Origin of the sequence: Streptomyces sp. T12 (assembly GCF_028736035.1) — a bacterium.
GTDB lineage: Bacteria > Actinomycetota > Actinomycetes > Streptomycetales > Streptomycetaceae > Streptomyces.
Genome location: NZ_CP117866.1, coordinates 6,668,797 through 6,694,658 on the forward strand (window position 1 = coordinate 6,668,797; position 25,862 = coordinate 6,694,658).

The 25,862-nt window shown below is 69.9% G+C and carries 27 protein-coding genes; 12 read left to right on the forward strand and 15 right to left on the reverse strand.

The genetic code is table 11. The annotated features are described in order from the left end of the window. Positions 1-40: 40 nt before the first annotated feature. From PBV52_RS30185 to PBV52_RS30200, 4 genes are all read right to left on the reverse strand, one after another. Positions 41-583 (reverse strand): thiol-disulfide oxidoreductase DCC family protein, encoded by a 543-nt coding sequence (locus tag PBV52_RS30185; protein ID WP_274249678.1) that lies wholly within the window; start codon positions 581-583, stop codon positions 41-43. A 35-nt stretch (positions 584-618) separates the two neighbouring features. Next, complete coding sequence (locus PBV52_RS30190; RefSeq protein WP_274242631.1) at positions 619-1,026, reverse strand: hypothetical protein; 408 nt, start codon at positions 1,024-1,026, stop codon at positions 619-621. Positions 1,027-1,177: 151 nt separating this feature from the next. Beyond that, entirely contained in the window at positions 1,178-1,588 is a 411-nt protein-coding gene (locus PBV52_RS30195; protein WP_274242632.1) for a VOC family protein, read from the reverse strand. Positions 1,589-1,670: 82 nt separating this feature from the next. After that, entirely contained in the window at positions 1,671-2,444 is a 774-nt protein-coding gene (locus tag PBV52_RS30200; protein WP_274242633.1) for a hypothetical protein, read from the reverse strand. Between the two features lie 99 nt (positions 2,445-2,543). Between PBV52_RS30200 and PBV52_RS30205 the strand changes: the two genes are divergently transcribed. Then, a complete protein-coding gene (locus tag PBV52_RS30205; protein WP_274242635.1) occupies positions 2,544-2,963 on the forward strand; it encodes a hypothetical protein in 420 nt (139 codons plus the stop codon). Between the two features lie 48 nt (positions 2,964-3,011). Here the strand turns inward: PBV52_RS30205 and PBV52_RS30210 are convergent, their stop codons facing one another. The 6 genes from PBV52_RS30210 to PBV52_RS30235 all read right to left on the reverse strand — a co-directional run bounded on the left by PBV52_RS30210 (position 3,012) and on the right by PBV52_RS30235 (position 7,944). Next, complete coding sequence (locus PBV52_RS30210) at positions 3,012-3,617, reverse strand: Uma2 family endonuclease (protein WP_274242636.1); 606 nt, start codon at positions 3,615-3,617, stop codon at positions 3,012-3,014. Positions 3,618-3,773: 156 nt separating this feature from the next. After that, complete coding sequence (locus PBV52_RS30215; protein WP_274242637.1) at positions 3,774-4,535, reverse strand: succinate dehydrogenase iron-sulfur subunit; 762 nt, start codon at positions 4,533-4,535, stop codon at positions 3,774-3,776. Then, positions 4,535-6,289, reverse strand: coding sequence for a succinate dehydrogenase flavoprotein subunit (sdhA, locus tag PBV52_RS30220; RefSeq protein WP_274242638.1), 1,755 nt, complete (start codon positions 6,287-6,289; stop codon positions 4,535-4,537). The genes PBV52_RS30215 and sdhA overlap by 1 nt, the downstream gene beginning before the upstream one ends. 24 nt (positions 6,290-6,313) lie before the next feature. Continuing rightward, a complete protein-coding gene (locus PBV52_RS30225; RefSeq protein ID WP_274242639.1) occupies positions 6,314-6,796 on the reverse strand; it encodes a succinate dehydrogenase hydrophobic membrane anchor subunit in 483 nt (160 codons plus the stop codon). 5 nt (positions 6,797-6,801) lie between these two features. Beyond that, on the reverse strand, positions 6,802-7,146 hold the full coding sequence (gene sdhC, locus PBV52_RS30230) for a succinate dehydrogenase, cytochrome b556 subunit (RefSeq protein WP_062702336.1): 345 nt from the start codon (positions 7,144-7,146) through the stop codon (positions 6,802-6,804). Positions 7,147-7,338: 192 nt separating this feature from the next. Next, positions 7,339-7,944, reverse strand: coding sequence for a 2-oxo-4-hydroxy-4-carboxy-5-ureidoimidazoline decarboxylase (locus tag PBV52_RS30235; protein ID WP_274242642.1), 606 nt, complete (start codon positions 7,942-7,944; stop codon positions 7,339-7,341). Positions 7,945-8,159: 215 nt separating this feature from the next. On the opposite strand from PBV52_RS30235, the gene PBV52_RS30240 reads away from it, so the two are divergent. The 3 genes from PBV52_RS30240 to PBV52_RS30250 all read left to right on the forward strand — a co-directional run bounded on the left by PBV52_RS30240 (position 8,160) and on the right by PBV52_RS30250 (position 11,090). Next, entirely contained in the window at positions 8,160-9,773 is a 1,614-nt protein-coding gene (locus tag PBV52_RS30240) for a glycoside hydrolase family 20 protein (protein ID WP_274249680.1), read from the forward strand. A gap of 89 nt (positions 9,774-9,862) precedes the next feature. Beyond that, complete coding sequence (locus tag PBV52_RS30245) at positions 9,863-10,360, forward strand: hypothetical protein (RefSeq protein ID WP_274242643.1); 498 nt, start codon at positions 9,863-9,865, stop codon at positions 10,358-10,360. A 118-nt stretch (positions 10,361-10,478) separates the two neighbouring features. Continuing rightward, the gene (locus PBV52_RS30250) at positions 10,479-11,090 is read left to right on the forward strand and encodes a hypothetical protein (protein WP_274242644.1); all 612 of its coding nucleotides are present in this window, start codon (positions 10,479-10,481) and stop codon (positions 11,088-11,090) included. A 40-nt stretch (positions 11,091-11,130) separates the two neighbouring features. Here PBV52_RS30250 and PBV52_RS30255 read toward each other — a convergent pair whose 3' ends face one another. Next, positions 11,131-11,619 (reverse strand): DUF1877 family protein, encoded by a 489-nt coding sequence (locus tag PBV52_RS30255; RefSeq protein WP_274242645.1) that lies wholly within the window; start codon positions 11,617-11,619, stop codon positions 11,131-11,133. Between the two features lie 190 nt (positions 11,620-11,809). Here PBV52_RS30255 and PBV52_RS30260 point away from each other — a divergent pair, with 190 nt between their 5' ends. Then, positions 11,810-12,205, forward strand: coding sequence for a hypothetical protein (locus tag PBV52_RS30260; protein ID WP_274242646.1), 396 nt, complete (start codon positions 11,810-11,812; stop codon positions 12,203-12,205). Positions 12,206-12,354: 149 nt separating this feature from the next. Here the strand turns inward: PBV52_RS30260 and PBV52_RS30265 are convergent, their stop codons facing one another. Then, positions 12,355-15,003 (reverse strand): FG-GAP-like repeat-containing protein, encoded by a 2,649-nt coding sequence (locus PBV52_RS30265; RefSeq protein ID WP_274242648.1) that lies wholly within the window; start codon positions 15,001-15,003, stop codon positions 12,355-12,357. Positions 15,004-15,326: 323 nt separating this feature from the next. Beyond that, a complete protein-coding gene (locus tag PBV52_RS30270) occupies positions 15,327-16,214 on the reverse strand; it encodes a septum formation family protein (RefSeq protein WP_274242649.1) in 888 nt (295 codons plus the stop codon). Between the two features lie 252 nt (positions 16,215-16,466). Between PBV52_RS30270 and PBV52_RS30275 the strand changes: the two genes are divergently transcribed. The 4 genes from PBV52_RS30275 (at position 16,467) to PBV52_RS30290 (ending at position 20,162) form a co-directional block, all read left to right on the forward strand. Further along, the gene (locus PBV52_RS30275) at positions 16,467-17,099 is read left to right on the forward strand and encodes an RNA polymerase sigma factor (RefSeq protein WP_274242650.1); all 633 of its coding nucleotides are present in this window, start codon (positions 16,467-16,469) and stop codon (positions 17,097-17,099) included. A 210-nt stretch (positions 17,100-17,309) separates the two neighbouring features. Beyond that, on the forward strand, positions 17,310-18,152 hold the full coding sequence (locus tag PBV52_RS30280) for a hypothetical protein (RefSeq protein WP_274242651.1): 843 nt from the start codon (positions 17,310-17,312) through the stop codon (positions 18,150-18,152). 319 nt (positions 18,153-18,471) lie between these two features. Next, positions 18,472-19,134 carry an RNA polymerase sigma factor gene (locus tag PBV52_RS30285; protein ID WP_274242652.1) on the forward strand — a complete coding sequence of 221 codons (663 nt, stop codon included), beginning with the start codon at positions 18,472-18,474 and terminating at the stop codon, positions 19,132-19,134. Continuing rightward, complete coding sequence (locus PBV52_RS30290) at positions 19,134-20,162, forward strand: hypothetical protein (RefSeq protein ID WP_274242653.1); 1,029 nt, start codon at positions 19,134-19,136, stop codon at positions 20,160-20,162. The genes PBV52_RS30285 and PBV52_RS30290 overlap by 1 nt, the downstream gene beginning before the upstream one ends. 203 nt (positions 20,163-20,365) lie before the next feature. Here the strand turns inward: PBV52_RS30290 and PBV52_RS30295 are convergent, their stop codons facing one another. Continuing rightward, positions 20,366-21,196 carry a L,D-transpeptidase family protein gene (locus PBV52_RS30295; RefSeq protein WP_373921925.1) on the reverse strand — a complete coding sequence of 277 codons (831 nt, stop codon included), beginning with the start codon at positions 21,194-21,196 and terminating at the stop codon, positions 20,366-20,368. 185 nt (positions 21,197-21,381) lie between these two features. Between PBV52_RS30295 and PBV52_RS30300 the strand changes: the two genes are divergently transcribed. Together PBV52_RS30300 and PBV52_RS30305 are read left to right on the forward strand one after the other, a co-directional pair. Continuing rightward, a complete protein-coding gene (locus tag PBV52_RS30300) occupies positions 21,382-22,962 on the forward strand; it encodes a methylmalonyl-CoA mutase (RefSeq protein WP_274242654.1) in 1,581 nt (526 codons plus the stop codon). A gap of 90 nt (positions 22,963-23,052) precedes the next feature. Next, on the forward strand, positions 23,053-23,634 hold the full coding sequence (locus PBV52_RS30305; RefSeq protein WP_274242656.1) for a Uma2 family endonuclease: 582 nt from the start codon (positions 23,053-23,055) through the stop codon (positions 23,632-23,634). Here the strand turns inward: PBV52_RS30305 and PBV52_RS30310 are convergent. Further along, positions 23,631-25,043, reverse strand: a complete 1,413-nt coding sequence (locus PBV52_RS30310; protein ID WP_274242658.1) for an FAD-dependent oxidoreductase — start codon at positions 25,041-25,043, stop codon at positions 23,631-23,633. The genes PBV52_RS30305 and PBV52_RS30310 overlap by 4 nt on opposite strands. Before the next feature lie 71 nt (positions 25,044-25,114). On the opposite strand from PBV52_RS30310, the gene PBV52_RS30315 reads away from it, so the two are divergent. Further along, the gene (locus PBV52_RS30315) at positions 25,115-25,765 is read left to right on the forward strand and encodes a TetR/AcrR family transcriptional regulator C-terminal domain-containing protein (RefSeq protein WP_274242660.1); all 651 of its coding nucleotides are present in this window, start codon (positions 25,115-25,117) and stop codon (positions 25,763-25,765) included. Positions 25,766-25,862: the final 97 nt, after the last annotated feature.

Consider the following 25,862-nt stretch of genomic DNA (forward strand, 5'->3'; position numbering starts at 1 on the left):
CGCGCCGTTCAGGATGAGTTGGGCCCTTTGGTTCCCGGCCTCACCCTGTCGCGCAGGTGCCGCTGTCGCAGCCGGGCGGGTTGTACGTCCAGCCCTGATGCGGGTCGTACGACCACCCGTCCGCGTGCCGGTAGACCCGTCCGCCCCCTTGCGCTCCGCCCTGCCGCGTCCCGCCCCACTGCGCCCCGCGCCACTTGGCGGCGGCGAGTACGGCCCCCTTGGCGAGGCGTGCCCCCGACGGGGTGCTGAGGCGATGGGCGAGCGGCCGGTGCTCGCGCAGGGCCCACAGGGTGACGATCCAGGCGGCGGTGCCCCGGTAGACCTGCCCGGCGTCGCCGACGACGGTGATCTCCTCGAGGGTGGCGCCGTGGTCGAGGCCGGGGTAGCGCCGCCGGGCCTCGTCCGACCCGGCCGGCACCAGCTCCAGCGGCACCAACTGCGGCTGCCGTACGAGCCAGTCGCGCAGGAAGGTGCACAGGGAGCACTGCGCGTCGTAGAGGACGGTCAGTCGGCGGACCGGGGCGGCGGGCCCGGGGCGCGAGGCCTGGGGCCCGCCGACCGTGCCCGGACCCGCGCCCGCCATCGCGACGGCGTCGTCCGTCACGCCGGCCACGTCGTTCACGCCCCGGCCGACGGAGCGACCCAGTCCTGCGGCGTGACCGGCGGCATCTGCTCCTGCTCCAGCACCCCGCGCCGCCGGATCTTGTTGAGTACGTAGACGTTGCCCAGGTGCATCACGCCGAGCACCAGCAGCACCACGCCGAGCTTGGTCGACAGGGCCTCGAAGATGCCGCGGGTGTCGAGGACGGTTCCGTCGTCGCTCAGGTACAGCGCGACGAAGCCGAGGTTGACGAGGTAGAAGCCGACCACCAGCAGGTGGTTCACGGCGTCCGCGAGCTTCTCGTTCCCGCGCAGCACGTCGGCGAGGAAGATCCGTCCGTTGCGGCTGAGAGTGCGGGCCACCCAGATGGTCAGCGCGATGCTGACGACCAGGTAGATGACGTAGGCGATGACCGTGCGGTCCATTGCCTCCCCCTTCTGAACACGTTCAAAATGCTGTCGAGGAAGACAGTAGACCTGGCTTTGAACATGTTCAACTCACTTGAGTGAGGCCTGCGTCACGCCTCCGCCGGGAGTCTCGCCGGGAGTCCCGTCGGGAGTGTTGTCCGGGGCGCCGTCACAGCCTGCGCGCGAGTTCCGGCCGCTTGGAGTAGTCCGTGAACCCGATGACGTTTCCCCAGGGGTCGGCCATCTCGACGGTCCACCCGGTGGCCACCGAGAACGGCTCGTCGAGCGGCGCGATGCCCGCGTCGGTCAACGCCCGCGCCGCCGCCCGCGCGTCCGGCACCTCCAGCCACACGCGCGGGGAGGGCCACGGCGGCGTCCGATACCTCAACTCCTCCTCCTGCCGCAGCAGGATGCCGGGGGTCTCGCCCCCGACCTTCAGCAGCGCGATCCCGGCCTCGTCGAGCCGGAACCCGACCGTGAACCCGGCCCGCTCGTAGAACCGGACGGCCTCACCGAGGTCGCTGACCGGCAGCAGCACGTTGTCGAACCCGAGCAGTTCGTACGACTCGTCATCTGACATTCCGTCAGAATAAGGGGATGATTCGCCGGAGCCGGTGATTGTCACCCTGAGCCGGGCCTGACGGTCGGCTCCGGCGTCGGCCTCAGCAGCCGGCCACCCTCCGCGTGCTCACCGCGATGTCGTCCATTCGGATGTCGTACGACGACGGCGTCGGGTCGGCCTGGTAGAGCTGCCAGCCCAGCTTCAGCTTGTCGAAGGTGGGGAAGGTGAAGGGATCCGAGGTGCCACCGTGGTGGTCGGTGGAGACCGTGAGGTCGGGCTGCTCGACGCCGTCGAAGTAGACGGTGACGCGGTTGTCGGCGGCGTCCAGGTGGAATTCGACGCACTGCCACTTGCCTGCCGTGGCAGGCGCCGATGTCTTCCACGACGTCCAGTCGCCCGTGGGGCCGAGGTCGGAGCCGACGCCCCAGAAGTTGCCCTTGTCGGTGGGGGCGTACTGGCCGCCCAGGGGCCGGACCAGTGTGGGGGAGTCCGAGCCGGATGCCTCGGCGATCGTCCAGTGGGCCCAGTCGGGGGCCGTGGGGAAGGCGTCGACGCGGAGGCGGAGGCGGGCCCAGTAGCTGTTGCCGGGGGCGGTCAGGTCGGGGAAGACGAGGAAGGCCCGGCCGTTGCCCTCGGTGTGGACGCGGAGTTCGCGGCCGTGGCCGGTGCTGCTGGGGGCGACGGTCAGGCTGCCGTTGGAGGTGTCGGCGCTCCATCCGCTGCCGGCCGTCACCGGGCCCAGGGGGAGACGGTCGAAGTTCTCCCGGGCCAGGGTTCCGTAGGACGTGGGGGTCGCCGATGATGTGGCGGGTATTGCGAGCAGTACGGTCGCTGCGGTGGAGATTGCGGCGGCTGCTTTCCTCAGAAGTGCCATGCGGAAAGTGTGCAACCGCTTTCCCACAAGTCACAGTGGCGACAGGGGAGTTGGCTGAGGAAGGAGCCTGGGGTGTCTTGATCGCGTGAGGGGGACGGGATGGGTGTTCCGGCGGCGAAGGTGTTCTTCGCGGAGGTGCGGGCGCTGTTCGCGGAAGCGGCCGAGAGGTGGGGGCTGGAGGGGCCGGGTGAACGCAGATCCGACTTGTTGCTCGCCACGTCCCGATACAGCAGCGGGGGCCTGACGTACGAGTTCTACTTCGAGTGGTTCGAAGTCCATGTCAGGGTCAGCGCGGTCCTTGAAACGGAGACCGGCAAGATCAAGGCCAATGTCGAGCAGCTGGCCATCGCGGCAGGTGTCGTCGAGAAGAGGGGCGGTGTGTCGTTCAGCGCCCGTAATCAGAAGCAGATGAAGAAGTCGTTGGAAGGCCAAGTGCGTTACGTCGAACTGGTGCACCCCTTCCTCTCGGGTGACCGGGAGGCGGCCGAGGAACTCATGCGTAAGGCCGGTGCACGGTAAGCGCGCGGCCCCCAAGGGATGCCCCCTTTTTTTTAGACTTGCCCCGCCTCATCGCTTCTTCGGCTGGCCCGCTTCAAGGATCTCCGCCACGTCCAGGGTGACCTTGGCGCCGATGGAGTCGGGGAGGGCGACCACTTCGCCGGGGGCGTGGGGACGGTGGTTTGCGTACTCGTCCCCGGTGGGGTCGGTCAGGACATGAACGCGTTGGTGTTTGCGGTTGATGATGACGTACACCGGGATCTTCGCCTGAGCGTATGCGGCAACCTTGTCACGCAGGTCAGTGCGGTAGTTGCTGGAGGTGACTTCCAGGACGAGACGGAAGCAGGCGGGGTCGTAGCAGTTGTTCTCGATGAGGTGATCGTCGATATCGGCATCGACGACGACGAGGTCCGGGATGGCGTAGTCCTCGCCATCAGGCAGCCAGAGCCCGACGCCTTGGAGCACTTCGGTCTCGCCGTCTCCCAAGCCTGCGACATTGAACGGGCTCATGAGACGGCTCAGGGCGCGGGCGGGGGCGGCGTCCGGGGGCGGGGACACGAGGATCTGGCCTCCGATGATCTCGACGCGGTAGCCCGGATTGCGGTCCATGAGCCGATTGGCTTGCGCGATCAGCGGACGGGCCTCGTGGGGCCGCTCGACGGATGCAGCGGACATTGCGTGCCTCCTGTGGGCTGGTGTCGAGAGCATCATCGTAGGCCGGACACCACCCGCACGTCCTTCACGATCACGTTCACCCGAACGTGTTTCCGCACGCCAGAGGGCCCCGCTCCCACCGGGAACGGGGCCCTCACAGCCGTACGTCAAACGACGTCAGAACCGGCGCGTGATCAGTGCCTTCTTGACTTCCGCGATCGCCTTCGTGACCTCGATGCCGCGCGGGCAGGCATCGGTGCAGTTGAAGGTCGTGCGGCAGCGCCAGACGCCGTCCTTGTCGTTCAGGATCTCCAGGCGCTGCTCGCCGGCCTCGTCACGCGAGTCGAAGATGAAGCGGTGCGCGTTGACGATGGCGGCCGGGCCGAAGTACTGGCCGTCGTTCCAGAACACCGGGCACGAGGAGGTGCAGGCGGCGCAGAGGATGCACTTCGTCGTGTCGTCGAAGCGCTCGCGGTCCTCGGCCGTCTGGAAACGCTCACGCGTCGGCTCGTTCGTGTCCTTCGTGATGAGGAAGGGCATGACGTCGCGGTACGCCTGGAAGAACGGCTCCATGTCGACCACGAGGTCCTTCAGGACCGTGAGGCCCTTGATGGGCTCGACCGTGATCGGCTTCTCGGGGTTGATGTCCTTGATGAGGGTCTTGCAGGCAAGACGGTTCTTGCCGTTGATCCTCATCGCGTCCGAGCCGCAGATGCCGTGGGCGCAGGAACGGCGGAAGGTCAGCGTGCCGTCGACGTCCCACTTGATCTTGTGCAGACCGTCGAGGACGCGCTCCTTCGGGTCGATCTCCAGCTGGAAGTCTTCCCAGGTCGCCTCGGCCGAGACCTCCGGGTTGAAACGGCGGACCCGGAAGGTGACCGTGATGTAGGGGGACGCGGCGGACTCTGCCTCCACCTTGTCCATAACGGGGGTAGCCATCAGTACTTACGCTCCATCGGCTGGTAGCGGGTCTGGACGACCGGCTTGTAGTCGAGACGGATGGACTCGGCGCCGTCGTCGCCCACCTCGCGGTACGCCATGGTGTGGCGCATGAAGTTGACGTCGTCTCGGTTCGGGTAGTCCTCGCGGTAGTGACCGCCGCGGGACTCCTTGCGGGCCAGCGCCGACACCGCCATGACCTCGGCCAGGTCGAGCAGGTTGCCCAGCTCGATGGCCTCCAGCAGGTCGGTGTTGAACCGCTTGCCCTTGTCCTGGATCGAGACGTTCTTGTAGCGCTCGCGGAGCTCCGCGATCTTCTCCACGGCCGTCTTGATCGTCTGCTCCGTGCGGAACACCATGACGTTGGCGTCCATGGTCTCCTGCAGCTCCTTGCGGAGCGTCGCCACCCGCTCGGTGCCGGTGGAGGTGCGCAGCTGCTCCACCTGCTCGACGACGAGCTCCGCCGGGTTCTCCGGGAGCTCGACGAACTCCGCCTTCTGGCTGTACTCCGCCGCCGCGATGCCGGCCCGGCGGCCGAACACGTTGATGTCCAGCAGGGAGTTCGTGCCCAGGCGGTTGGCGCCGTGCACCGACACGCAGGCGACCTCGCCGGCCGCGTACAGGCCCGGGACCACCGTCGTGTTGTCGCTGAGGACCTCACCCTCGACGTTCGTCGGGATGCCGCCCATCGCGTAGTGCGCGGTGGGCTGGATCGGGATCGGGTCCGTGTAGGGCTCGATGCCGAGGTACGTCCGCGCGAACTCGGTGATGTCGGGCAGCTTGGCGTCCAGCTGCTCCGGCGGGAGGTGGGTCAGGTCCAGGTAGACGTGGTCGCCCTCGGGACCACAGCCGCGGCCCTCGCGGATCTCCGTGTAGATGGAGCGGGAGACGACGTCACGGGACGCGAGGTCCTTCATGACCGGCGCGTACTTCTCCATGAAGCGCTCGCCGTCCTTGTTGCGGAGGATGCCGCCCTCACCGCGGGCGCCCTCCGTCAGCAGGATGCCCATGCGCCAGATGCCGGTCGGGTGGAACTGGAAGAACTCCATGTCCTCCAGCGGCAGCCCGCGACGGTAGACCGCCGCCTGGCCGTCACCGGTCAGCGTGTGCGCGTTCGACGTCACCTTGAAGAACTTGCCGCAGCCGCCGGACGCGTAGATCACGGCCTTCGCCTGGAAGACGTGGATCTCACCGGTCGCCAGTTCGTAGGCGACGACACCGGCCGACTTCTTGACGCCGTCGACCTCGGTGATCAGCTGGTCCAGGACGTAGAACTCGTTGTAGAACTCCACACCCTCCTTGACGCAGTTCTGGTACAGCGTCTGGAGGATCATGTGGCCGGTGCGGTCCGCCGCGTAGCAGGACCGGCGCACCGGCGCCTCACCGTGGTTACGGCTGTGACCGCCGAAGCGGCGCTGGTCGATCGTCCCGTCGGGCGTCCGGTTGAACGGCAGGCCCATCTTCTCCAGGTCGAGGACCGAGTCGATGGCCTCCTTCGCCAGGATCTCGGCGGCGTCCTGGTCGACCAGGTAGTCACCGCCCTTGACCGTGTCGAAGGTGTGCCACTCCCAGTTGTCCTCCTCCACGTTGGCCAGCGCGGCGGCCATACCGCCCTGCGCGGCGCCCGTGTGGGAGCGGGTCGGGTAGAGCTTCGTCAGGACCGCGGTGCGGCTGCGCTTCGTGGACTCGATGGCCGCGCGCATGCCCGCGCCACCGGCGCCGACGATGACGGTGTCGTACTTGTGGATCTTCATGAGTGGATTACCTCAGCCCCGTGCCTAGCGGATGTTCGGGTCGAAGGTGAAGATCACCAGCGTGCCCAGCAGGATGGTGAACACCGTGGCGGTGTAGAGCAGGCCCTTGAGCCACAGGCGGGTGTTCGCGCGCTCCGCGTAGTCGTTGATGACCGTGCGCAGGCCGTTGGCGCCGTGCAGCATCGCGAGCCAGAGCATCAGCAGGTCCCAGACCTGCCAGAAGGGGCTCGCCCAGCGGCCCGCCACGAAGGCGAAGCCGATCTTCGACACGCCGCCGTCCAGCACGAGCTGGATCAGCAGGTGGCCGAGGACCAGGACGACCAGCACGACGCCGGACAGGCGCATGAAGAGCCAGGCGGCCATCTCGAAGTTGCCCCGCGTGGACTTCGGGGTCTTCTTGGTGCGCTTGCGCGGGGCCTCGATGAAGGGAGCCGGGTTGTCGACGTTGTAGAGGGACTCGCCCTCGACGGGGCCGATACCGGTCGCGGTCGTTTCAGCAGTGGACATGTGCGTCAGCTCCCGAACAGTTCACGAGCGGCGTGGCCGAGGACGGGGTAGATCGCCCCGAGCATCAGCACGACCCACAGGCCGACGACGGACCAGAGCATCTGCTTCTGGTAGCGCGGGCCCTTCGACCAGAAGTCGACGGCGATGACGCGCAGGCCGTTGAGCGCGTGGAAGAGGATGGCGGCGACGAGGCCGTACTCCAGCAGCGCGACGATCGGCGTCTTGTACGTGGCTACGACCTTGTCGTAGTCCTCGGGGGAGACACGGACCAGAGCAGTGTCCAGCACGTGAACGAACAGGAAGAAGAAAATGAGGACGCCGGTGACTCGGTGAGCCACCCAGGACCACATTCCTTCCCGGCCGCGGTACAGCGTTCCAGCCGGCACGGAAGTCCTCCGGGAGCGGGGATTGGGGCCGCGCCGGCTTGTGCTGTCGGTCGGGCCCGGCCGGGTACGGTCCACCGGCCCCCAGCATCGTATCCACGGTTGCCTGCGGCGCTTACTGGGGGCCGGGGTATGTGATCAAACTGGCACGCGGATGGGTTATTGGCGGCTAATTGGGCGGTGTGTGCGGTTATTTGCCGAGTGCGGCGCCGTTGGGGCTGGTCGCGCTGTTCCCCGCGCCCCTAGGGAGTCGACCAGCCGTGCTCTTGCAAGGCGCCGGAGTTCCTCTGCCGCAAGGACTCGCTCTTCTTCCGGATCGTTTGTCAATCGTGATCGGATGCCTGCGAGGACGTGGTCCAGGGCCTCGTTCGGTGCCAGGCCGTCCAGGCAGATGACGAACGCGTGGCCGAACCTCGCCTCGTATGCAGCATTCGCGGCACTCATGGCCGTATACGCCGCCCCGTACGCCCCCTCCGGCAGTACAGGCAACGTTTCTCCTGCCAGTGCCTCCGCCAGATCAGCCGGTGCCAGGTCGTACGCCGCCTCGTCCGAAGCCGCCAACAGGGAGTCCACGTCGGGGTAGGGGCGGTGGTCGGCGATGCGGGTGGCCCAGCGGGGGCTGCGGAGGCAGGTTCGGAGAATTCGCAGGATTTCGTCGGCGGGGGCAGTGTTGAAGGACTCCAGCGCGGTGGGGGACGGTGGAGTTCGGGTCTGCTCGGGCAGCGACGGTATGGCGACTGGGCCAGGAAGGTGTGTGGGCGTCACGTGGGTTTCGGCAGGGGATTCTGGGGCAGGAGTGGCGCCACGTTACCGAGTGTGGGCGTGAGGTGTCCGACGGATGCCCGAATTTCAGCCGAACGGGAGAGTTTCGGAACGTGTGGTGGACGCCTGAGGGTGGTTCCAGGGCCTAGGTTGGCGCCGTGAGCCAGCACAAGCACAGGCGCCGGGCTCCGGCGAAGCGGGCGCTGAAGCAGACGTGGGTGCTGATCGTCGCAGTGGTCGTCGTGACGGTCGCCGCCGGTGTGAGCCTCGGGCTCCTGGCCACCGGCGACGACGGAGGGTCGGCCGGGTCGCAGCAGGGGAGGTCGGCCGCGGGCACGTCCGAGGCCGCTTCGCCCTCCGCGCCGAGGAAGAAGGCCAGCCCGACTCCGAAGCCCACCCGGTCGTACCCGCTCTCGAAGGCCCCCCGCACCATCCCGGCCGTGACCTCCCACACCGCCGCCCGCGGGCCCGGCTGGCGTCCGGCGCGCGGGGAGCGGGTCGTCGTGAGCGACGCGGAGCTCGCCGACGAGGGGCGGCTCGTCGCCAGTGAGCTGGGGCTGACGTACGCCGGCGAGAAGGACGACGTGCGGGCCGGGGACCTGCGGCTGGCGCTGAACGACGACGAAGGCGCGGACCCGGAGTCGTACACCATGACCGTGCGCGGTGGGCGGGTGACCATCAGCGGGGCGGGTGAGGCGGGGGTCTTCTACGGGACGCGGACGCTCAAGCAGGAGGTGCACGGCGGGGGTACGGCGCCGGAGGGGGTCGTGCGGGACGAGCCGGCCAAGCCCGTGCGCGGGTTCATGCTCGACATCGCCCGCAAGCACTTCACCGCCGACTGGATCGAGGAGCGGGTGCGGGAGCTGGGGGACCTGAAGTTCAACCAGCTGGGGCTGCACTTCTCCGACGACCAGGGGTTTCGGATCGAGTCCGATTCGCATCCCGAGATCGTGTCCCAGCAGCATCTGACCAAGGCCCAGGTCAGGAAGATCGTCAAGCTGGCGGCCGACCGGCACATCACCGTCGTGCCCGAGATCGACTCGCCCGGGCATCTCGGGGCGGTCATCGCCGCGCACCCGGAGCTGCAGTTGCGGAACGTGTCGGGAGTCGCCACGCGCGGGGCGATCGACATCTCCGACCCCGACTCCGCCGCGATCGTCGACGATCTGCTCAACGAGTACGTCGGTCTCTTTCCCGGCGGGCAGTGGCATCTCGGCGGGGACGAGTACCAGGCGCTGACCGTGTCCGACCCGGAGGCGACCTATCCGCAGCTCGCCGCCGCCGCGCGGGAGGCCTACGGCTCCGGCGGGACCGTCGCCGACCTGACCACCGGGTGGCTCAACGACCGCGCCGACACCGTCCGGGCCCACGACCGGCTCCCCCGCGCCTGGAACGACGGGTTCTTCCGCGACTCGTCCGTGCAGCCGGACAAGGAGATCCAGGTCGCGTACTGGACGGGCAAGGAGATCGGTGCGCGGGTGCCGGTGGAGTATCTGAAGGCCGGGCGTGAGCTGATCAACTACAATGACGAGTTCCTGTACTACGTGCTCGGGCAGCCGCAGACCTTCGTCTATCCCACGGGCGAGCGGATCTACGAGCAGTGGACGCCGCGGGTCGTGCGGGGGACGGCGGCCGTGCCGGCCGCCTACGACGACCAGATCCTGGGCGGGTCCTTCGCGGTGTGGTGCGACCTCTCCAACGCACAGACTCAGGCGCAGGTCGCGGCCGGGATCCGGATGCCGTTGCGGGCCACGGTGCAGAAGCTGTGGGACGCGGGGAAGCCGGAGCTGTCCTGGACGGAGTTCAGGGCGCTCGCCGACCGGCTCAGCTGAGCCGTGGATTTGGCCCATACGGCTGCGAACCCGCGTACGACTGTGGTGTATTCGGCCCGAGCCGAACCGAGCAGCCAGGGGGAACCGGGATGGGCTACTGGGGGTACTTCGTCGTGGGCCGCGGCGAGCGGCCGCTGGCGGAGCTGGACGCGCTGGCGGGCGCCGAGGGCATGACCCTGCGCGATCAGGCGCCGGGCGGGTGGCAGGTGTGGGAGTACCCGAGCGGGGAGGGCGAGGTCGGGAGCATGAACGCCCTGGCCCGCGAGACCGGGGCGCCCGCGCTCTTCGGGTACGTCATGGACAGCGACTGCGTGGTCGTGGAGGCCGCGGCGCCCGAGAACGGGGCGTGGACGACCTGCCTGGCACGCGACGCGATGGCCGGGTACCTCGGCGAGGACGGGCTCACGGTCGAGGACTACTTCCTCGAACCTCCTGACGCCGCCGAGCGGGCCGTCGCCTGGGCCGCCGAGGCCGGGCACGAGGTGAACGCCGAGTCGCTGATCGACGTACTCACCGCTGAAGCGGACCCAATGGCCGAAAACCTCTTCTTCCGGCTGCTCGACCGGCTCGGCGTCGTGCCCCTGTGACACTCACGGGCCGTTGCACGCAGTAAGGGGAAGTGCGGGCTCCGTTAAGGAAGGAGCCTTCCCAGGGGCCTGTGCGGGGGCCCCGACCCTCATGACTGACCCGCTTAGGGAGGCGTGGATGAGCCTGGTGGAACTGATCGCTCAGGCCGACGAACGCGGACTGGCCGCCAGCGGGTTGGCTTGTTTGGATCGGTGTGTGCCCCTGCTGGGCGGTGACGACGAGGTGCTGCGGCCGCTGTGGGCGAACCTCGCGGCCGGCGGGGACCCGGCCGCGTGGGGCGAACTGCTGGACCAGGTGCGCGCGAAGCTGGGCATCGCGGAGGTCGTGGACGACGAGGACGTCGAGGACGAGGCCGCGCTGCTCGCCCGGCGGATGCTGGCCGCCGCTCCTGCCGTACGGTCCGCCCCCGAGGCACGCATATGGGCCGACGCCTGCTCGGTCGCCTCGCTGCAGATACACCGGCTGCTCGATCCCGCGGAGGGCGAGGCGACCTCGGCCGATGCCCTGCCTCGGGCTCTCGACTCCGTTCGGGCGGGTGGGGCTGCCGTCGAGGGCCGTGCGCCGGGCATGTCGCCGCTCGTCGCCGCCGAGCTGCGCCGCCAGGTGAGCGTCCTGGAGCTCCTCGCCCAGCACGGTGCGGGTGGACTGCGCCGGGCGCTGGAGGTGTCGACGGAAGGGCGGCGCGTGCTGCGGGCGGTGGTGTCGCGGCGGGCTCGGGGGAGGGCCTGACGCCACGCACGCCCGTGACCGCCAGGTCCCTCCCGGGCCGTCAGCTCATCAGCCACTTCACCACCGCGTCGCCGTAGTCGGCCGTCTGCGCGTAGAAGGCGGTCAGGTCGCGGTGGGTCGCCGCGAAGAGGCCGCGCATCTCGGCTTCCGCGTCCGGCGCGCCGTACGGCCGCAGCAGCTGCACGCGCGCGTGCCGCCACAGGTCGTCGAAGTCGGCCGCCTTCAGGTACTCGGCGACCCCGGTCACCTGGGACGCGGTGAGCAGCAGGAACGGGGGCAGGGACGAGCCGGTGTGGAACACCGGGCGGCCGCCCATGACCACATGGGTGCGGGGGCCTTCCGGTGCGTGGTTCGGGGGGATGCCGCAGTAGAGGAGCTCGACCTCGCCGTACAGCTTGTCGAGCACCTCCTCTCGATGCCGGCCGATCCGCTCCCGCACGGTGTCCCAGTCGTCCTCGAAGAGGCGCTGGAACCAGGTCGCGCTGTTGCGCAGCGCCGGGGGCGGCACCGCGCGGAGATGGAAGTACATGCTCATCAGTGACTGGAGCGCACGGGAGCGGCGAAGCGTCACTCTCGCGTCAACCCGGACTGCCGCGTAAACCTGGTTCCTGAGGGAGTCCTGTGCCTGTGCTGGGGTGGAGGTGCGGCGGTCCTGCACCGGTCCCGGGCAGCCCTCGGATCCGGGTGACGAAACCCTGTTCGGGCACGCTCTCAAGAATGTGACGACTCAGCAGGAAACCAGGCCCCCAGCCGCTTCGAAGCCGGTGCGGTGGGCGGCGGACGCGGTGGCGACGATGCGTGAGGGGGCGCGGCTGCGGCTCGACTACTCGGCGCAGAGCCTGTGGCGGGTCGACCGGATGATCGAGGGGCTGCGCGGCGAGGGCACGCCGTTCGCCGCCGTGGAGAACGTACTGCGCGGTCTCGGCGCGTACGCCGGTGAGGTGATCGCCCGTCAGACCGGCGCCGAGTGGTGGACGTCGGGCGGCGACTTCTGGATCCGCACGCCCGACGGACGGCTGTGGGACCCGATCGAAGAGGCGCGGCGGTGTTTCGCGGGCGACGGCTCGCTGCGGTTGCTGTGCCGGGACGCGACGCGTGGGGAGTCGCGGCGGTAGGCGACGGTAGGCGACGGCATGGGCGCGACCCGGGCCGTACCCCGTGACATGACTCGGCCGGGACCCTGTGAATGGGCGGGGTCCCGGCCGGGTCAGGTGGTCCTCGGCGGGTGACGAGGCTCTCGACGGATGACGAGGCTCTCGACGGGTTACGGCGTCAGCGTCTGGCCCAGGTGGGCGTCCGTCGGGGTGCCCAGGGTGGTCTTGCTGTAGATGACCGCCTGGGTGTAGCCGAGGCCCGTGCTGTTGTTCGGGAGGTACAGCACGATGCCGTCCGTGCCGTCCTCGCCCTCCGCGCCGAACGTCAGGTCGGACCGGCCGTAGCCCGACAGGTCCGTCAGCGAGACGGAGGAGCCGAACAGGTCGCCGGTCTCCGCCGCGCCGGCGACGCCGGACGTGTCCTGGGAGACCAGGAGCGAGCCCGTGCCGGTCAGGCCGGAGGACGTGCCCTTGACCAGGATCGCGTCGCCCGCGTTGGACTGGTTCACACCGCTGCGGGGGAAGTCCTCGCCCGGGGCGCCGGCGAGGGCGTCCGCGTAGCCGTCGGCGTTGTAGTCGCCGACCGAGACCGAGGCGCCGAAGTTGTCGCCGGACTCGTCGCCGCCGGGGACGTTCGTCGTGTCCTGGTGGATCGTCGTCATGCCGGTGGTCGTGAAGCCGGTGGACGTGCCGGGGACCATGGTGATCTGGCCGCCGGACCTGCCGCCCGACTCGGACGCCACCGGCTGGCCGATGACGATGTCGTCGTAGCCGTTGCCGTTGACGTCGCCCGCGGCGAGGGAGCGGCCGCCCTTGACGGAGATCACGCCGGCCTTGGTGAGGCCGGTCGCCGAGCCCGCGAAGCGGACCACGCGGCCGATGCCGCCGGTGTCGCGGTAGTTGAGGGCGACGTCCGCGTAGCCGTCCCGGTTGAAGTCGCCGGTCGCGGCGTCCAGGTAGGCGACGGCGCCCGTGGCGGAGGTCAGGGTGCCGGTCGCCGTGGCGCCGCCGGTCAGCCTCGCGTTCCAGTTGCCGCCCTTGCCGGTGCCGGCCGCGAACACGTCCGCCTTGCCGTCGCCGTTGAAGTCGCCGACCGTCACCGTGGAGCCGAGCTTGGCGCCGGTCGCCGTGACACTGCCCGACGTGGTGTAGGTGAAGCCGGTGTCGAGCCCCGGGCCGTACAGCACCGTGACCGAGCCCCGGTCCGCGTGGCCGCTGGTGTCGTCCTCGCCGGGCGCGCCGATCGCGAGGTCGGCGTAGCCGTCGCCGTTGACGTCGCCCCATGCGGTGGCGGCGCCGAAGTTGTCGCCGGACTCGTGGGAGCCGGGGACGCCGGTGCTGTTCTGGGTGAGCGTCCGCTTCGAGGCGGTGACCGGGCCGTCGATGCCGCCCGGGACGACGGTGAGGGTGCCGCCGTTGCTCAGCGCGCGGGGCGTGCCCGTGACCAGGTCGGTGATGCCGTCCCGGTTGAGGTCCGAGGTGGCCAGGGCGTGCGAGATGCCCGGGGTCTTGGCGACCTGGGCGATCCGGGTGAGCTTGGAGTAGAGGTTCGCGCCGGGGCAGGCGGTGGCGTTGGTGTCCCGGTGGCCGAAGACCCGCGGCAGGGTGAGCGACTGTCCCATCGGGACCTTGTTGCCGTCGACGCCCTGTTCCGCGCCCGAGGTGAGCGTCACCTTGCCGGTCGGGTCGATGCCGTACATCCCGAACTTCCAGGCCACGATCCGGGAGATCGCGTCCATCGCGGCGCGACTCGGCTTGGCCGTCTCGAAGTTGCCTATGTACGAGATGCCGACCGTGTCGGTGTTGAAGCCGATGTCGTGCGCGCCTCGCACCGGCAGGTCCATGCCGCCGCTGCGGCCCTCGAAGATCTGGCCGCACTTGTCGACGACGAAGTTGTAGCCGACGTCGAAGTAGCCGCGGGAGAAGTGCGCCTGCTGGATGGAGCGCATCCGGGCCCGGGACTCGCCGCAGGACAGGGTGTTGTCGCTGTCCTCGCCCGTGTGGTGGATGACGGCGGCCTTGATCTCGGTGCCGTACTCCGGCGTGCCGTCGTAGTCCGTCGACGCGCCCCACTCGGCCTGCGTGATGACCGGCGGCTTGACGACCGTCGAGGGCCGGGGCGCGGGGACGGTGGAGGTCGGGGAGGGGGAGGCGGTCGGGGACGCCGACGCGGTGGGCGTCTCGGTGACCGTCGGGGAGGCCGTGGGCGTCGGGGCGCCCGTGGGCTCCTGGGTGCCGGTGGGCGTGGCCGGGTCGGTCGGCGTGACCGTTTCGGTGGAGGTGGCCGGGTCCGTCGGTACCGGGGTCTCGGTTGCCGGCGCCGTGGTCTCCTCCGCCGCGAAGGCGGCTGGCTGCAACGCGCCCTTCGGGTCCGTGCCGGGGTCGATCAGCTTGACGTCCATGCCGGTCGGCTGGCCGCCCGCCTCGGTGCCGTCCGCGTTCACGAGGCGCACCTCGATGCCGTCGGAGTCACCGGTCCACACCGACTCCGTACCGCCGCGCAGGGCGGCCCGCGCGCCCTCGGCGCCGTCCGCCTGGCTGGGCTCGAGCGTGACCTTCTGCCAGCCCGACCACGCGCCGCTCTCGATGTCCCGGGTGCGCACCTCGGGCGTGCCCTTGGCCTTCGCGTCGGGGTCGTTCCAGGTCAGCACGACCGCGCTGAAGCGGTCCGTGCCCCGCTTGTCCAGGCCCCGGCGACCCGAGCCGCGGTCCTGGAGCTTGAGCGTGTGGACCGACGGCTCGCGGCTGTCCCGCTTGGCGTCGGCCGGCGCGGACGGATCCGCGATCGCGTACGTCACGACGCCGGCACCGCTCAGCACGACGGCTCCCACCGTCAGCCACGCACGTCTCTTGAGACTGAGCGGTTGGTACGCATGGGTCCTGCGAGGACTCAACTGGCCCACCCCTAGGAAATGGTCACGGTCGCCTCACCTGTCACACAGGTGGCATCTGCACACAGCGCACACACGACCGGAACTGTCACTCACTGACACGAGCGCCCGCCGCGGTGCCCGACCGCCGCGGCCCGCCGCGGTGCCCGACCGCCGCACCACTGCCGTCGACACACGGGGTGACCTGCCCATGAGCAGGAGAAGGCGGGGCCGGGTCCTCGGTGGACGCGGCCCCGCTGGTCCGACGGGCGTCAGGCCGCCCAGACCTCGGCTTCGTCGGCCGGGACGGTGGTGGCCAGGCCCAGTTCCTTACGGGCGGCGACCGTCTTGTTCGGGTCGATGCCGGTGAAGGCCGGGTCGTAGGCGATGTAGAAGGCGTCGGCGTCGGCGGCGTTCGCGGCCGCCTTCCAGTGCCCGGCCGTCTTCTTCAGCTGCTCGCGGAGCTTGCCGACCTCCGCGCCCTCGATGCCCTTCAGGCCCGCGAGGTGCGCGTCCAGGGCGGATGCGACAGCCTTGGCCTGCGCCTTGTAGGCGGCCAGGTCGTCCTCGACGTCCTTGTCGGACTGGTTCGCCCACAGGGCGTCGTAGACGGCGTTCGAACCCTTCAGATACGTGCTCGCCTCGGGCTTCAAGGACTTCGCGTCGGCGTTCAGCGAGCCGGTGAACGTGCCCGACTCCTTGTTGTAGGTGCAGGTCACGGCGCGGTCGCCGGTGGCCCAGCTCTCCTTGGTCGGGGTGTAGTAGAAGATGGCGACGCCCTTGGGGAGCGCCCAGGTGTCCGGGGCGAACTTCCCCGCCTCGGCCGGGCACCGCTTGTCGGCGATCGCCGAGATCGCGTCGTCGCCGGGGTACGAGGTCCCTTCGTCGATCTTGAAATCGGCGACGACCTGACCCGTGTGGCCCTCGGCGCAGGGCACGATCTCGACGAGGACCTCCTCGCCCTCGCCCTTGTTGTTGGGGTTGTAGCAGTCCCCGATCTCCAGCGAGAACACCGAGCGCTGGCGGGCCACCTTCTTCGCGCCGTCCTTGGCGCTGTCGACGGCGTCCGAGACATCCGAACACCCTGCCGCGCCGATCGCGAGCAGGGCGACGGCGGCGGATATGCCGCGAAGGGAACGGCGGGGTCTAAGGATCGACATGGCGTGTACATCCTCTTATGTGATCTTTATGAGGGTCGCGCGCATCGTATGCCATGCCTGGGGCGGGGCTGTGCGAAGGCCCTTGCCTCGTTACGGCGTCTCTGACTCCCGATGAGCGGCAAGGGTTGTATCCCGGTCGCCCTGTGACACTTCTGTGCGGCCGGGCGCTGTTGACCGTGGAGGGACGTGGGCAAGGGTGGCCGTACCGCGGGGTACGGATTCGCCGCGAACCGGTACGGACGAGGACAGTTCTTGCGCCAAGGAGGGGAACCCCGCCGCGTGCACGCGCACGACGGGGAATTGGGGGCGGCCGTCGCGCGGGCGCAGGAAGGTGACGAGGCCGCCTTCGCGGTCGCGTACCGGCTGGTGCAGCCAGGACTGCTCGGGTACCTGCGTGGCCTGGTCGGGGACGACGCCGAGGACGTGGCGTCCGACGCCTGGCTGGAGATCGCCCGGGACCTCGGCCGGTTCAAGGGCGACGGGGCCGGGTTCCGGGGCTGGAGCGCGACCATCGCCCGGCACCGGGCGCTGGACCATCTGCGCCGGCTGAAGGTACGGCCCCGCTCGTCGGCGCTGGAACAGGACGTACTGGACCTGCCCGGTGCGTACAGCACGTACGACCAGGCGCTGGAGTCGATCTCCACGGAGCGCGCCCTGGAGCTGGTCCGCGGGCTGCCGCGGGACCAGGCCGAGGCGGTGCTGCTGCGCGTGGTCGTCGGCCTCGACGCCCCCGCCGCGGCACGCGTCCTCGGCAAGCGCCCGGGCGCGGTCCGCACGGCCGCGTACCGGGGGCTGAAGCGCCTGGCCAAGCAGCTGGGCGTCGAAGGTGCGACCGGCGAAGGTGTGACGGAAGACGGCCCCCGGACGCTGGGGGAATCGAAATGAACAGTGAGCGTGACGGCGACGGCCAGAGCGCGACATCGGCGCCTCGCCGAGGCGAAGCGGTGTGCGCGGTGAGTCATACGGGGCGTGAGGGACGTACAGGCTCTACGAGCTTGTGAGTCACAGCTGTCACAAAGGTCACGTAGATCACGTACGACACGTGCATCACGTAGGCCGCATACGGATCAGCTCGGACAGGAACGGGAAGCGGACATGGGTGAACGGCAGAGCGGCGGTGGGTCCACCGGCCGTCGGCGTGTGCACCCTGACGGCAAGGCTGCCGGCGACTTGGCCGGCCACCGGCCCGGCCACGCGTCCGGCCCGACCATGACGCTCGACGGCGCCGCGTTGGAGGCGCTGCTCTCCGCCGCCGTACTGCGCGGGCACCGCGTGGATGCCGAGGGCGAGCAGCGCGCCGTGGCCGCGTTCCGGGCGGCCCGGGCCGCGGGGGCGCACCGGGCGCGCACCCGGCGCCGGGACGACTGGCGGCCCCGTGAGCAACGGCGCCTCGCGCGCTCGGTGAAGACCACGCTCTCCCTGTTCATCGCGAGCCTCGCGCTGGGCGGTGCGGCGTTCGCCGCGATCGGTTCGTCCGGTTCCTCGGACGCCCCCGCCGACGACAAGGGCAGGCCCACCCCGTCGAACAGCGCTCCCGGTCTGCCGGCCGCCGAGTCGTCCGCTGCCGCGTCCGACGCCGCCTCCGGGAAGCCCGGTCATCCGGCCACCGCCCAGGACACCGAGGCGAGGTGCCGCGCCTACAAGCAGGTCGAGGGCCGCGGCAACGTGCTGGACTCGACGGCCTGGCAGCGGCTCGTCACGGCAGCGGGCGGCGAGGACAAGGTGGCCGCGTACTGCGCCGAGCAACTGGCGGCGGCGGCGAAGAACGAGCCGACCCAGAAGGCTGACGGGGGCGCTGCCACCGGCAACGACCAGGGCCCGAGCGGCCAGGGCCCGAGCGACCAGAGCCCGAGCGACCAGGGCCTGACCGACCGGGGGCCGAGCGACGAGAACACGTCCGGCAAGGAAGCCGCCGAGAAGGCCGGGAAGCAGGACTGACATCGGACTGATGTCGGACTGTCGTCGCACTGACGTCCTCGGCCGAGGCAACGGCCGGGGCCGCCACCCCCCACAGGAGAGGCCCCGGCCGTCGCGCGGACGGGCCGCGCGGCGGCCCGTACTCTCTACAGCGCCATGACTGCGTTTTGTGTCACACCCCGGCGCGGACATCGCGGTGTCCTGGGTAGTTGCATCTTGTACGGACATGGACGTGCGGCTCTTTCAGGCCGTAACGTGCCTTTCGCGCCGGACGCGGAGGGCGTATGACCACCGCAACGACCTGCGGTCTTGAAACCGCAACCATCAATTGAGGTACCTAGTGCTGGGGGACGACGCGGAGCTGACGGCCGCGGTGCTTGCGGCACAGGACGGGGACGAGACCGCGTTCCGGACTGTGTACCGCTCCGTGCACCCGCGGCTGCTCGGTTACGTACGGACGCTGGTCGGCGACCCCGACGCCGAGGACGTCGCGTCGGAGGCATGGCTGCAGATAGCGCGTGACCTGGAGCGGTTCAGCGGGGACGCGGACCGCTTCCGCGGCTGGGCCGCCCGGATAGCCCGTAACCGCGCGCTGGACCACATACGCATGCGCGGCCGCCGCCCCGCCATCGGCGGCGACGAGACGGAGCTGACCGGGAAGGCCGCCGACTCCGACACCGCGGGCGAGGCCATGGAGGCCCTGGCCACCGACGGCACCCTCTCCCTCATCGCGCGCCTGCCGCAGGACCAGGCGGAGGCCGTCGTCCTGCGCGTGGTCGTGGGGCTCGACGCCAAGACGGCCGCGGAGACGCTCGGCAAGCGCCCGGGTGCCGTACGGACCGCCGCGCACCGGGGCCTGAAGCGGCTCGCCGAGCTGCTCGGCGACGATCCGGAATCGGCTGGGGTCCTCGACGCCCTGCCTCCCCAGCGAGGAACCCGCGACCGTGCGGTGACGTCTGCGAGTGTGACGCAAAGCGTCACGCGGACGCAGAAGGATGTGTGATGGCCGACGAGCAGTACAGGTGGCTGGACCGCGAAACTGCGGAGCGATTGCTGCGCGGAGAGTCACTCGAAGCTGTCGACGCGGCCGACCGCGACCAGGCCGAACAGCTCGCCAAGACACTTGAGTCCCTGACCGTCGAACCCCCGCTGAGCAGCGCGGAACTCCCCGGAGAGGCCGCCGCGTTGGCGGCGTTCCGCGCGGCGCGCGCGGAGCGGGCCGACGCTCCCGGGACGGTCGGCCACGGCTCCGGCTCCCACGCCTCCCAGGGCTCCGACGTCGGGCTCGTCCGCATCGGCGCCCCCGTCCGCGCCGCCCGGCGCCCCCACTGGGCCCGTCCCGTACGGCTCGGTCTCGCCGCCGCGCTGGCCGTCGGCATGGTCGGCGGGGTCGCCGTCGCGGCCGGAACCGGAGTCCTGCCGACGCCGTTCGACCGCGACGAGCGGGGCCGCCCGGCCGCCTCGGTTTCGGCGCCGGTGCCGAAACGCCCGCTCATCTCGCCCTCGCCGGAGAGCGGTGCGCAGGGCGTGCCCACGCCCGACGGCGGCTCGCAGGCCCCCACCGACTCCGGGAGCACCCAGGACACGGGACCCGGTGGCCCGGCCCCGGGTCACGAAACCGCCGCCCCGGGCCGCGACGAACGCTCCGGCGGCTGGTGGCGGACCGTCACCTCGTCCTGCCGCGACCTGCGCGACGGCAAGCAGCTGTCCGTCGACCGCCGCCGCACCCTGGAGAGCGCGGCCGGCGGTTCCGTCACCGTGCGCAAGTACTGCAGAAGCGTCCTGACCGGCGTCGGCGAGAGCGCCGGCTCGCTGGGGGATGACGGCAAGGGTGACGACGGCCGGGAAAACGACGAGAGCAAGACCAAGGACAAAGACGGCAAAGACAAGGGCGACGACGACCACCGAGACCGGGACCGAGACCGGGACCGGGGCAAGGGCGGAGGCCACGACGTGGTCGGCCTCCTGTCGGGCCGCACTGCGCTGCCCACGCTGGAGTCGGTCGTAGCCGCTTCCGTCACACGCCTCTGACCTGCGGTTTTGTGATTCCTGGAAAATTCTTCGCGTCGGGAGTGACACTTTCGGCCGCGGCGGCGCTGATCTGAGTGAGCCGACTGGTCATCGGCCCTCGCACAGAGCCGGGGTTCCCCCCGTACCTGCGGCTCGTGCATTGGCGCGGGCGGGACACGTTCCCCCGGTCCCGCCCGCGCCCCACTTCATCCGCGCCCCGCGTCTCACCAGTGGACGACGACCTTGTCGCCGGTCCTCACCTGGTCGAACATCTCCGCGATCGCCCGCTCGTCCCGTACGTTGACGCAGCCGTGCGAGGCGCCGCCGTAGCCCGTGGCCGCGAAGTCGGACGAGTAGTGCACCGCCTGGCCGCCGCTGAAGAACATCGCGTACGGCATAGGTGAGTCATAGAGCGTCGACACATGGTGCCGGGACTTCCAGTAGACGCTGAACACACCTTCCCGCGTGGGTGTGTACTGCGACCCGAACCGCACCGGCACCGTCAGGACCGACCGCCCGTCGATCATCCAGCGCAGCGTCCGGCTCGACTTGCTGATGCACAGCACCCGCCCGGTCATGCACCGCGCGTCCGGCGCGTCGGCGGGCTGCCCGCCCATCAGGTACAGGTCCCACTTGCCGGGCTCGCGCGTCATCTTCAGCAGCCGCTGCCAGGTGACCTCGTCGGTCTTCCCGGTCTTCGGCAGCCCGCGCTTGCCCTGGAAGCCCCGGACGGCCTGCTCGGTCAGATCGTCGTACGTCCCGGTCGGCCCGTCGAAGAGCCAGGCGATCTGACGCAGGCGGGCCTGGAGCTCGCGCACGTCACGGCCCTCGTCGCCCCGCGACCACAGCACGGCGGGCGCCGCCGGCGTGGGCTCGGCGCTCGGCTTGTCGTCGGGCGGGGCGGACTTCGGGGACGGCGTGCCGCTCGGGAGCTCGACGCGCACCGGCGAGCGCTGCTCCTCGCCCGAGGCCTGCACCGTACAGCCGCACAGCACCGTCAGCGCGGCGCCCGCGGCGAGTACCGCGGTTGATCTCCCCATGCCCTTGGTACGCATCCCGGCCCCCGTCGTCTCACCGCGGCCACCCCGCCGGGCTGACCGCCCTGATGTCACTTGAGATGTTCCCCGCGGGTGACCGGTTGCGAACTACGCGGCATGGTTGGACACAGAAGTGAACGGCCCTGTGAGCAAGGTCGTGTGTACTGGCGGGTAACAACCACGGCGATGCGGAGGCACACACGATGGCGCGCGAGTCGGAGTCCGGCCTGCCGATCGAGCCGGTCTACGGGCCGTCGGCGTTGGAGGGCTGGGATGCGGTGGGGAAGCTGGGCGAGCCGGGGTCGTATCCCTTTACGCGTGGTGTGTATCCGTCGATGTACACGGGTCGGCCGTGGACGATGCGTCAGTACGCGGGTTTCGGTACGGCGGCGGAGTCGAATGCCCGGTACAAGCAGCTGATCGCCAACGGCACGATGGGTCTGTCGGTGGCGTTCGATCTGCCCACGCAGATGGGCCATGACTCCGATGCGCCGATCGCGCATGGTGAGGTCGGCAAGGTGGGGGTGGCGGTCGACTCGATCGACGACATGCGGGTGCTGTTCGGCGGGATTCCGCTGGACAGGGTGTCGACGTCGATGACGATCAACGCGCCGGCGGCGCTGCTGCTGCTCCTGTACCAGCTGGTGGCGGAGGAGCAGGGGGTCAGCGCGGATCAGCTGACGGGGACGATTCAGAACGATGTGCTGAAGGAGTACATCGCGCGCGGGACGTACATTTTCCCGCCGAAGCCGTCTCTGCGGCTGATCGCGGACATCTTCAAGTACTGCAGGGCCGAGATCCCGAGGTGGAACACGATCTCGATCTCGGGCTATCACATGGCGGAGGCGGGGGCGTCTCCGGCGCAGGAGATCGCGTTCACGCTGGCCGACGGCATCGAGTACGTGCGTACGGCGGTGGCGGCGGGCATGGATGTGGACGACTTCGCGCCGCGGTTGTCGTTCTTCTTCGTGTCCCGGACGACGATCCTGGAGGAGGTGGCCAAGTTCCGTGCGGCGCGCAGGATCTGGGCCCGGGTGATGCGTGAGGAGTTCGGTGCGAAGGACCCGAAGTCGTGGATGCTGCGGTTCCATACGCAGACGGCGGGTGTGCAGCTGACGGCTCAGCAGCCGGAGGTGAACCTGGTCCGGGTCGCGGTGCAGGGTCTGGCGGCGGTGCTCGGCGGCACGCAGTCCCTGCACACGAACTCCTTCGACGAGGCGATCGCGCTGCCCACGGACAAGTCGGCCCGCCTGGCCCTGCGTACGCAGCAGGTGCTGGCCTATGAGACGGACGTGACGGCGACCGTCGACCCGTTCGCGGGCTCGTACGTCATCGAGAAGATGACCGACGACGTGGAGGCGGTGGCGGTCGAGCTGATGCGGAAGGTCGCGGATCTCGGCGGTGCGGTGTCGGCCATCGAGCACGGCTTCCAGAAGAGCGAGATCGAGCGCAACGCCTACCGGATCGCCCAGGACACGGACTCCGGTGAGCGGGTGGTGGTCGGCGTCAACCGTTTCCAGCTGGACGAGGAGGAGCCCTACGAGCCGCTCCGCGTCGACCCTGCCATCGAGGCCCAGCAGGCGGAGCGACTCGCGAAGCTGCGGGCGGAACGGGACCAGGGGGCGGTGGACTCGGCGCTGGCGGCCCTGAAGAAGGCTGCCGAGGGGGAGGACAACGTGCTGTACCCGATGAAGGCAGCGCTGCGGGCACGGGCGACTGTGGGTGAGGTGTGCAACGCGTTGCGGGGGGTTTGGGGGACTTACGTGCCGTCGGATGCTTTCTGAGCTGGGCGGTTAATCCGTACGGGTGATCATGGGCGGAGTTGACCCATTCCCGGTTACGCTCGTGGAGAGTGCCCTCGAAAGGAGGTTGCCGTGGCTGTGATAGAGCGCGAGATGACGATCGCTGAGGCCGCCGACCGTGTCTCCAGCTGGCTGCCCGGACACCGCGTCGAGATCCTTCGAGGGAGCATCATCGTGACACCGCCGCCAGATGAGCCGCATCAGGGGGCGGTGTTCGAAATCGGCTGTGAGATCCGGCAGGCCGGGGCGAAGAAGGCGGGTATCAAGGTTCGTCCAGGCATTGGCCTGTGGCTGCCGACTGGTCCGGCGGATTACGCGATTCCGGACTTGTCCGTTGTCGAGGCCGACATCGCGGACGCACTCGTGCAGAAGAACTGCTATGCCCCACACGTGTTCCGCATGGTGTTGGAAGTGACCTCCTCCAACTGGGCCGATGACACGGCCAACAAAGTCGAGATCTACGCCGAGGCCGGCATCCCCGTCTACCTTGTTGCCGACCGCCGACACGACGAGGTCCTCCTCTACACCGAACCGTCCGACGGCAAGTACCCCGCCCCCCTCCGCTACAAGCGAGGCGAGTCGGTCCCCCTCCCCGAGTCCGTAGGCGTCACCCTCGACCTCTCCGTAGACACCCTCCTCGACGGCGACGACTAGCGAACCCCGAACCGGCCCAGGTAGGCCACGACCCCGGCTGCCTGGTCCCCGGCCCACCCCACATAACCGTCCGGCCGCACAAGGAACAACCCGGTGCCGTACGCCTCCTGCGCGCGGCCCCCTCGAACCACCCGCACCGTATCCGGCAGCCCGGCCGCCTCCGCGCCGCCCACCGCGACCACCGTCCAGTGCGGTCCCCGGAAGGCGTCAAACAGCCGTACGTCCTCCACCACCCCGTCCGGCGCCCGATCCCCGGCCCGCACCGCCCCCGGCGTCTTACGCGTCTCCTCCGTAAGGCTCGACTCCCGGTACCCCAGCCCCAGTTGACGCGTAGCCTCCCCGCGCCGCACCTCCCCGCGATGCACGCTCGTCGACAACCCCAGCATGTCCGCCGCGATGGCCCGCCGCTCCTCCTCGTACGTGCCCAGCAGAGCCTCGTCCGCCCCGTCCCGCAGCACCGCCCCCAGCTTCCACCCCAGGTTGTAGGCGTCCTGCACGCTGGTGTTGAGCCCCTGCCCCCCGGCCGGTGAGTGGACGTGCGCGGCATCCCCCGCGAGGAACACCCGCCCGTCCCGGAACCGGTCCGCCAGCGCCGCCCGCGGCCGGAAGTCCGAGGCCCAGCGCACCTCGGTCACGTCCTCGGGGGCGAGGTGGGACCGAGCCGCGACGACCTTGCGTATGCCCTCCAGGGAGACGTCCACCGACGCCCCCTCCGCGAACTGGGCCACGACCTGGAAGTCCTCCGTACCCGCGAGCGGGCAGATGGCCAGGAAGCCGTCGCCCTCCCCGCGCGGCGGGAAGATGTGCCAGTTGTCGCGGTCCAGGCCCGTGATCCTGACGTCCGCCACCAGGATCGGGTTCGGGTCGACGGTCTCCCCGGTCATGCCGATGCCGAGGGCCCGCCGCAGCACCGAACGGCCACCGTCGGCGGCGACGACGTACCGCGCACGGATGCTCTCGCCGCCCGCGAAGTGCGCGGTCACGCCCTCCGCGTCCTGCGTCACACCGACGACCTCCCGGCCGAAGGCGACCTTCCCGCCCAGCTCCTCCAGCCGGCCGAACAGGATCTCCTGCGTCCGCCACTGCGGCACCATCCACGGCTCGGCATACGGCGAGTCGTCCGTCACCTCCGCCGGGTCGAACATCCGGTGCTCGCCGGCCCGCTTCCCGTCCTGCCAGATCACCCCGACCGGGTAGCTGCCGCCCGCCGCGTGGATCGCGTCGAGCACGCCCAGGTCGTCGAAGACCTCCATCGTGCGCGGCTGGATGCCCTTGCCGCGCGATCCGGGGAAGAGCCTGTCGGCCCGCTCGACGACCAGCGCGTCCACTCCGCGCCGTGCGAGGTCGATGCCGAGGGTGAGGCCGGTGGGGCCCGCACCCACGATCAGCACATCGGTCCGTACCGTCATGATCGTTCTCCTTAACGCTGTTAAGTTCCCTCGGTCGCAAGAGTGGCCTTAACGTCGTTAAGCTGTCAAGCGTGACTACGGAACGCCGAGCCCCCCTCGACCGCACACGCGTCGCGGACACCGCCCTCAAGCTCCTGAACGAGGTCGGTCTGGACGGCCTGACCCTGCGTGCCATCGCCAAGGAGCTGGACGTGAAGGCACCGGCTCTGTACTGGCACTTCAAGGACAAACAGGCGCTGCTCGACGAGATGGCGACCGAGATGTACCGGCGGATGGTCGCCGGGACGCCCCTCGACCCCGCCGACACCTGGCGGGAACGGCTGCTGAAGTCCAACCGCGGACTGCGCGCGGCGCTGCTCGGCTACCGCGACGGCGCGAAGGTCTTCAGTGGCTCACGCTTCACCGGCATCGAGCACGCCGAACAGATGGAGGACAACCTGCGCCTGTTCACGACCGCTGGCTTCACCCTCGCCCAGGCGGTCCGCGCGACCTCGGCGACGTACTTCTACACCCTCGGTTTCGTCACGGAGGAACAGGGTGTGGAGCCCATGGCCGGTGAGCGCCGGGAGGGGTACGACGTGGCCGAACGCGCCCGCCTGATGGCCGACTTCCCCTTGTCGGCCCAGGCCGGCGCGGAGATCTTCACCGACTACGAGGCGCACTTCGAGGAAGGGCTGGCGGTGGTGATCGCCGGGATCGGGGCGCGGTACGGGATCAGGTGACCGTTACTTTTCGTTCACCTGGTAGTTGGCAGGGAGTTGATGTGCGGCGTCGAACATCTCCTACGGTCGCAGGGATCCGCCCCGGAGAGAGCCCAGG

What these genes read in the sequence shown, in the direction of transcription:
- PBV52_RS30200 (WP_274242633.1), bottom strand. Translation starts at nt 2,444, where the DNA reads ATGGCACTTCTGAGGAAAGCAGCCGCCGCAATCTCCACCGCAGCGACC.
- PBV52_RS30245 (WP_274242643.1), top strand. Translation starts at nt 9,863, where the DNA reads ATGGGCTACTGGGGGTACTTCGTCGTGGGCCGCGGCGAGCGGCCGCTG.
- PBV52_RS30205 (WP_274242635.1), top strand. Translation starts at nt 2,544, where the DNA reads ATGGGTGTTCCGGCGGCGAAGGTGTTCTTCGCGGAGGTGCGGGCGCTG.
- PBV52_RS30270 (WP_274242649.1), bottom strand. Translation starts at nt 16,214, where the DNA reads ATGTCGATCCTTAGACCCCGCCGTTCCCTTCGCGGCATATCCGCCGCC.
- sdhC (WP_062702336.1), bottom strand. Translation starts at nt 7,146, where the DNA reads ATGTGGTCCTGGGTGGCTCACCGAGTCACCGGCGTCCTCATTTTCTTC.
- PBV52_RS30280 (WP_274242651.1), top strand. Translation starts at nt 17,310, where the DNA reads ATGGGTGAACGGCAGAGCGGCGGTGGGTCCACCGGCCGTCGGCGTGTG.
- PBV52_RS30300 (WP_274242654.1), top strand. Translation starts at nt 21,382, where the DNA reads ATGGCGCGCGAGTCGGAGTCCGGCCTGCCGATCGAGCCGGTCTACGGG.
- PBV52_RS30255 (WP_274242645.1), bottom strand. Translation starts at nt 11,619, where the DNA reads ATGTACTTCCATCTCCGCGCGGTGCCGCCCCCGGCGCTGCGCAACAGC.
- PBV52_RS30295 (WP_373921925.1), bottom strand. Translation starts at nt 21,196, where the DNA reads ATGCGTACCAAGGGCATGGGGAGATCAACCGCGGTACTCGCCGCGGGC.
- PBV52_RS30290 (WP_274242653.1), top strand. Translation starts at nt 19,134, where the DNA reads ATGGCCGACGAGCAGTACAGGTGGCTGGACCGCGAAACTGCGGAGCGA.
- PBV52_RS30225 (WP_274242639.1), bottom strand. Translation starts at nt 6,796, where the DNA reads ATGTCCACTGCTGAAACGACCGCGACCGGTATCGGCCCCGTCGAGGGC.
- PBV52_RS30190 (WP_274242631.1), bottom strand. Translation starts at nt 1,026, where the DNA reads ATGGACCGCACGGTCATCGCCTACGTCATCTACCTGGTCGTCAGCATC.
- PBV52_RS30185 (WP_274249678.1), bottom strand. Translation starts at nt 583, where the DNA reads ATGGCGGGCGCGGGTCCGGGCACGGTCGGCGGGCCCCAGGCCTCGCGC.
- sdhA (WP_274242638.1), bottom strand. Translation starts at nt 6,289, where the DNA reads ATGAAGATCCACAAGTACGACACCGTCATCGTCGGCGCCGGTGGCGCG.
- PBV52_RS30215 (WP_274242637.1), bottom strand. Translation starts at nt 4,535, where the DNA reads ATGGCTACCCCCGTTATGGACAAGGTGGAGGCAGAGTCCGCCGCGTCC.
- PBV52_RS30250 (WP_274242644.1), top strand. Translation starts at nt 10,479, where the DNA reads ATGAGCCTGGTGGAACTGATCGCTCAGGCCGACGAACGCGGACTGGCC.
- PBV52_RS30310 (WP_274242658.1), bottom strand. Translation starts at nt 25,043, where the DNA reads ATGACGGTACGGACCGATGTGCTGATCGTGGGTGCGGGCCCCACCGGC.
- PBV52_RS30195 (WP_274242632.1), bottom strand. Translation starts at nt 1,588, where the DNA reads ATGTCAGATGACGAGTCGTACGAACTGCTCGGGTTCGACAACGTGCTG.
- PBV52_RS30210 (WP_274242636.1), bottom strand. Translation starts at nt 3,617, where the DNA reads ATGTCCGCTGCATCCGTCGAGCGGCCCCACGAGGCCCGTCCGCTGATC.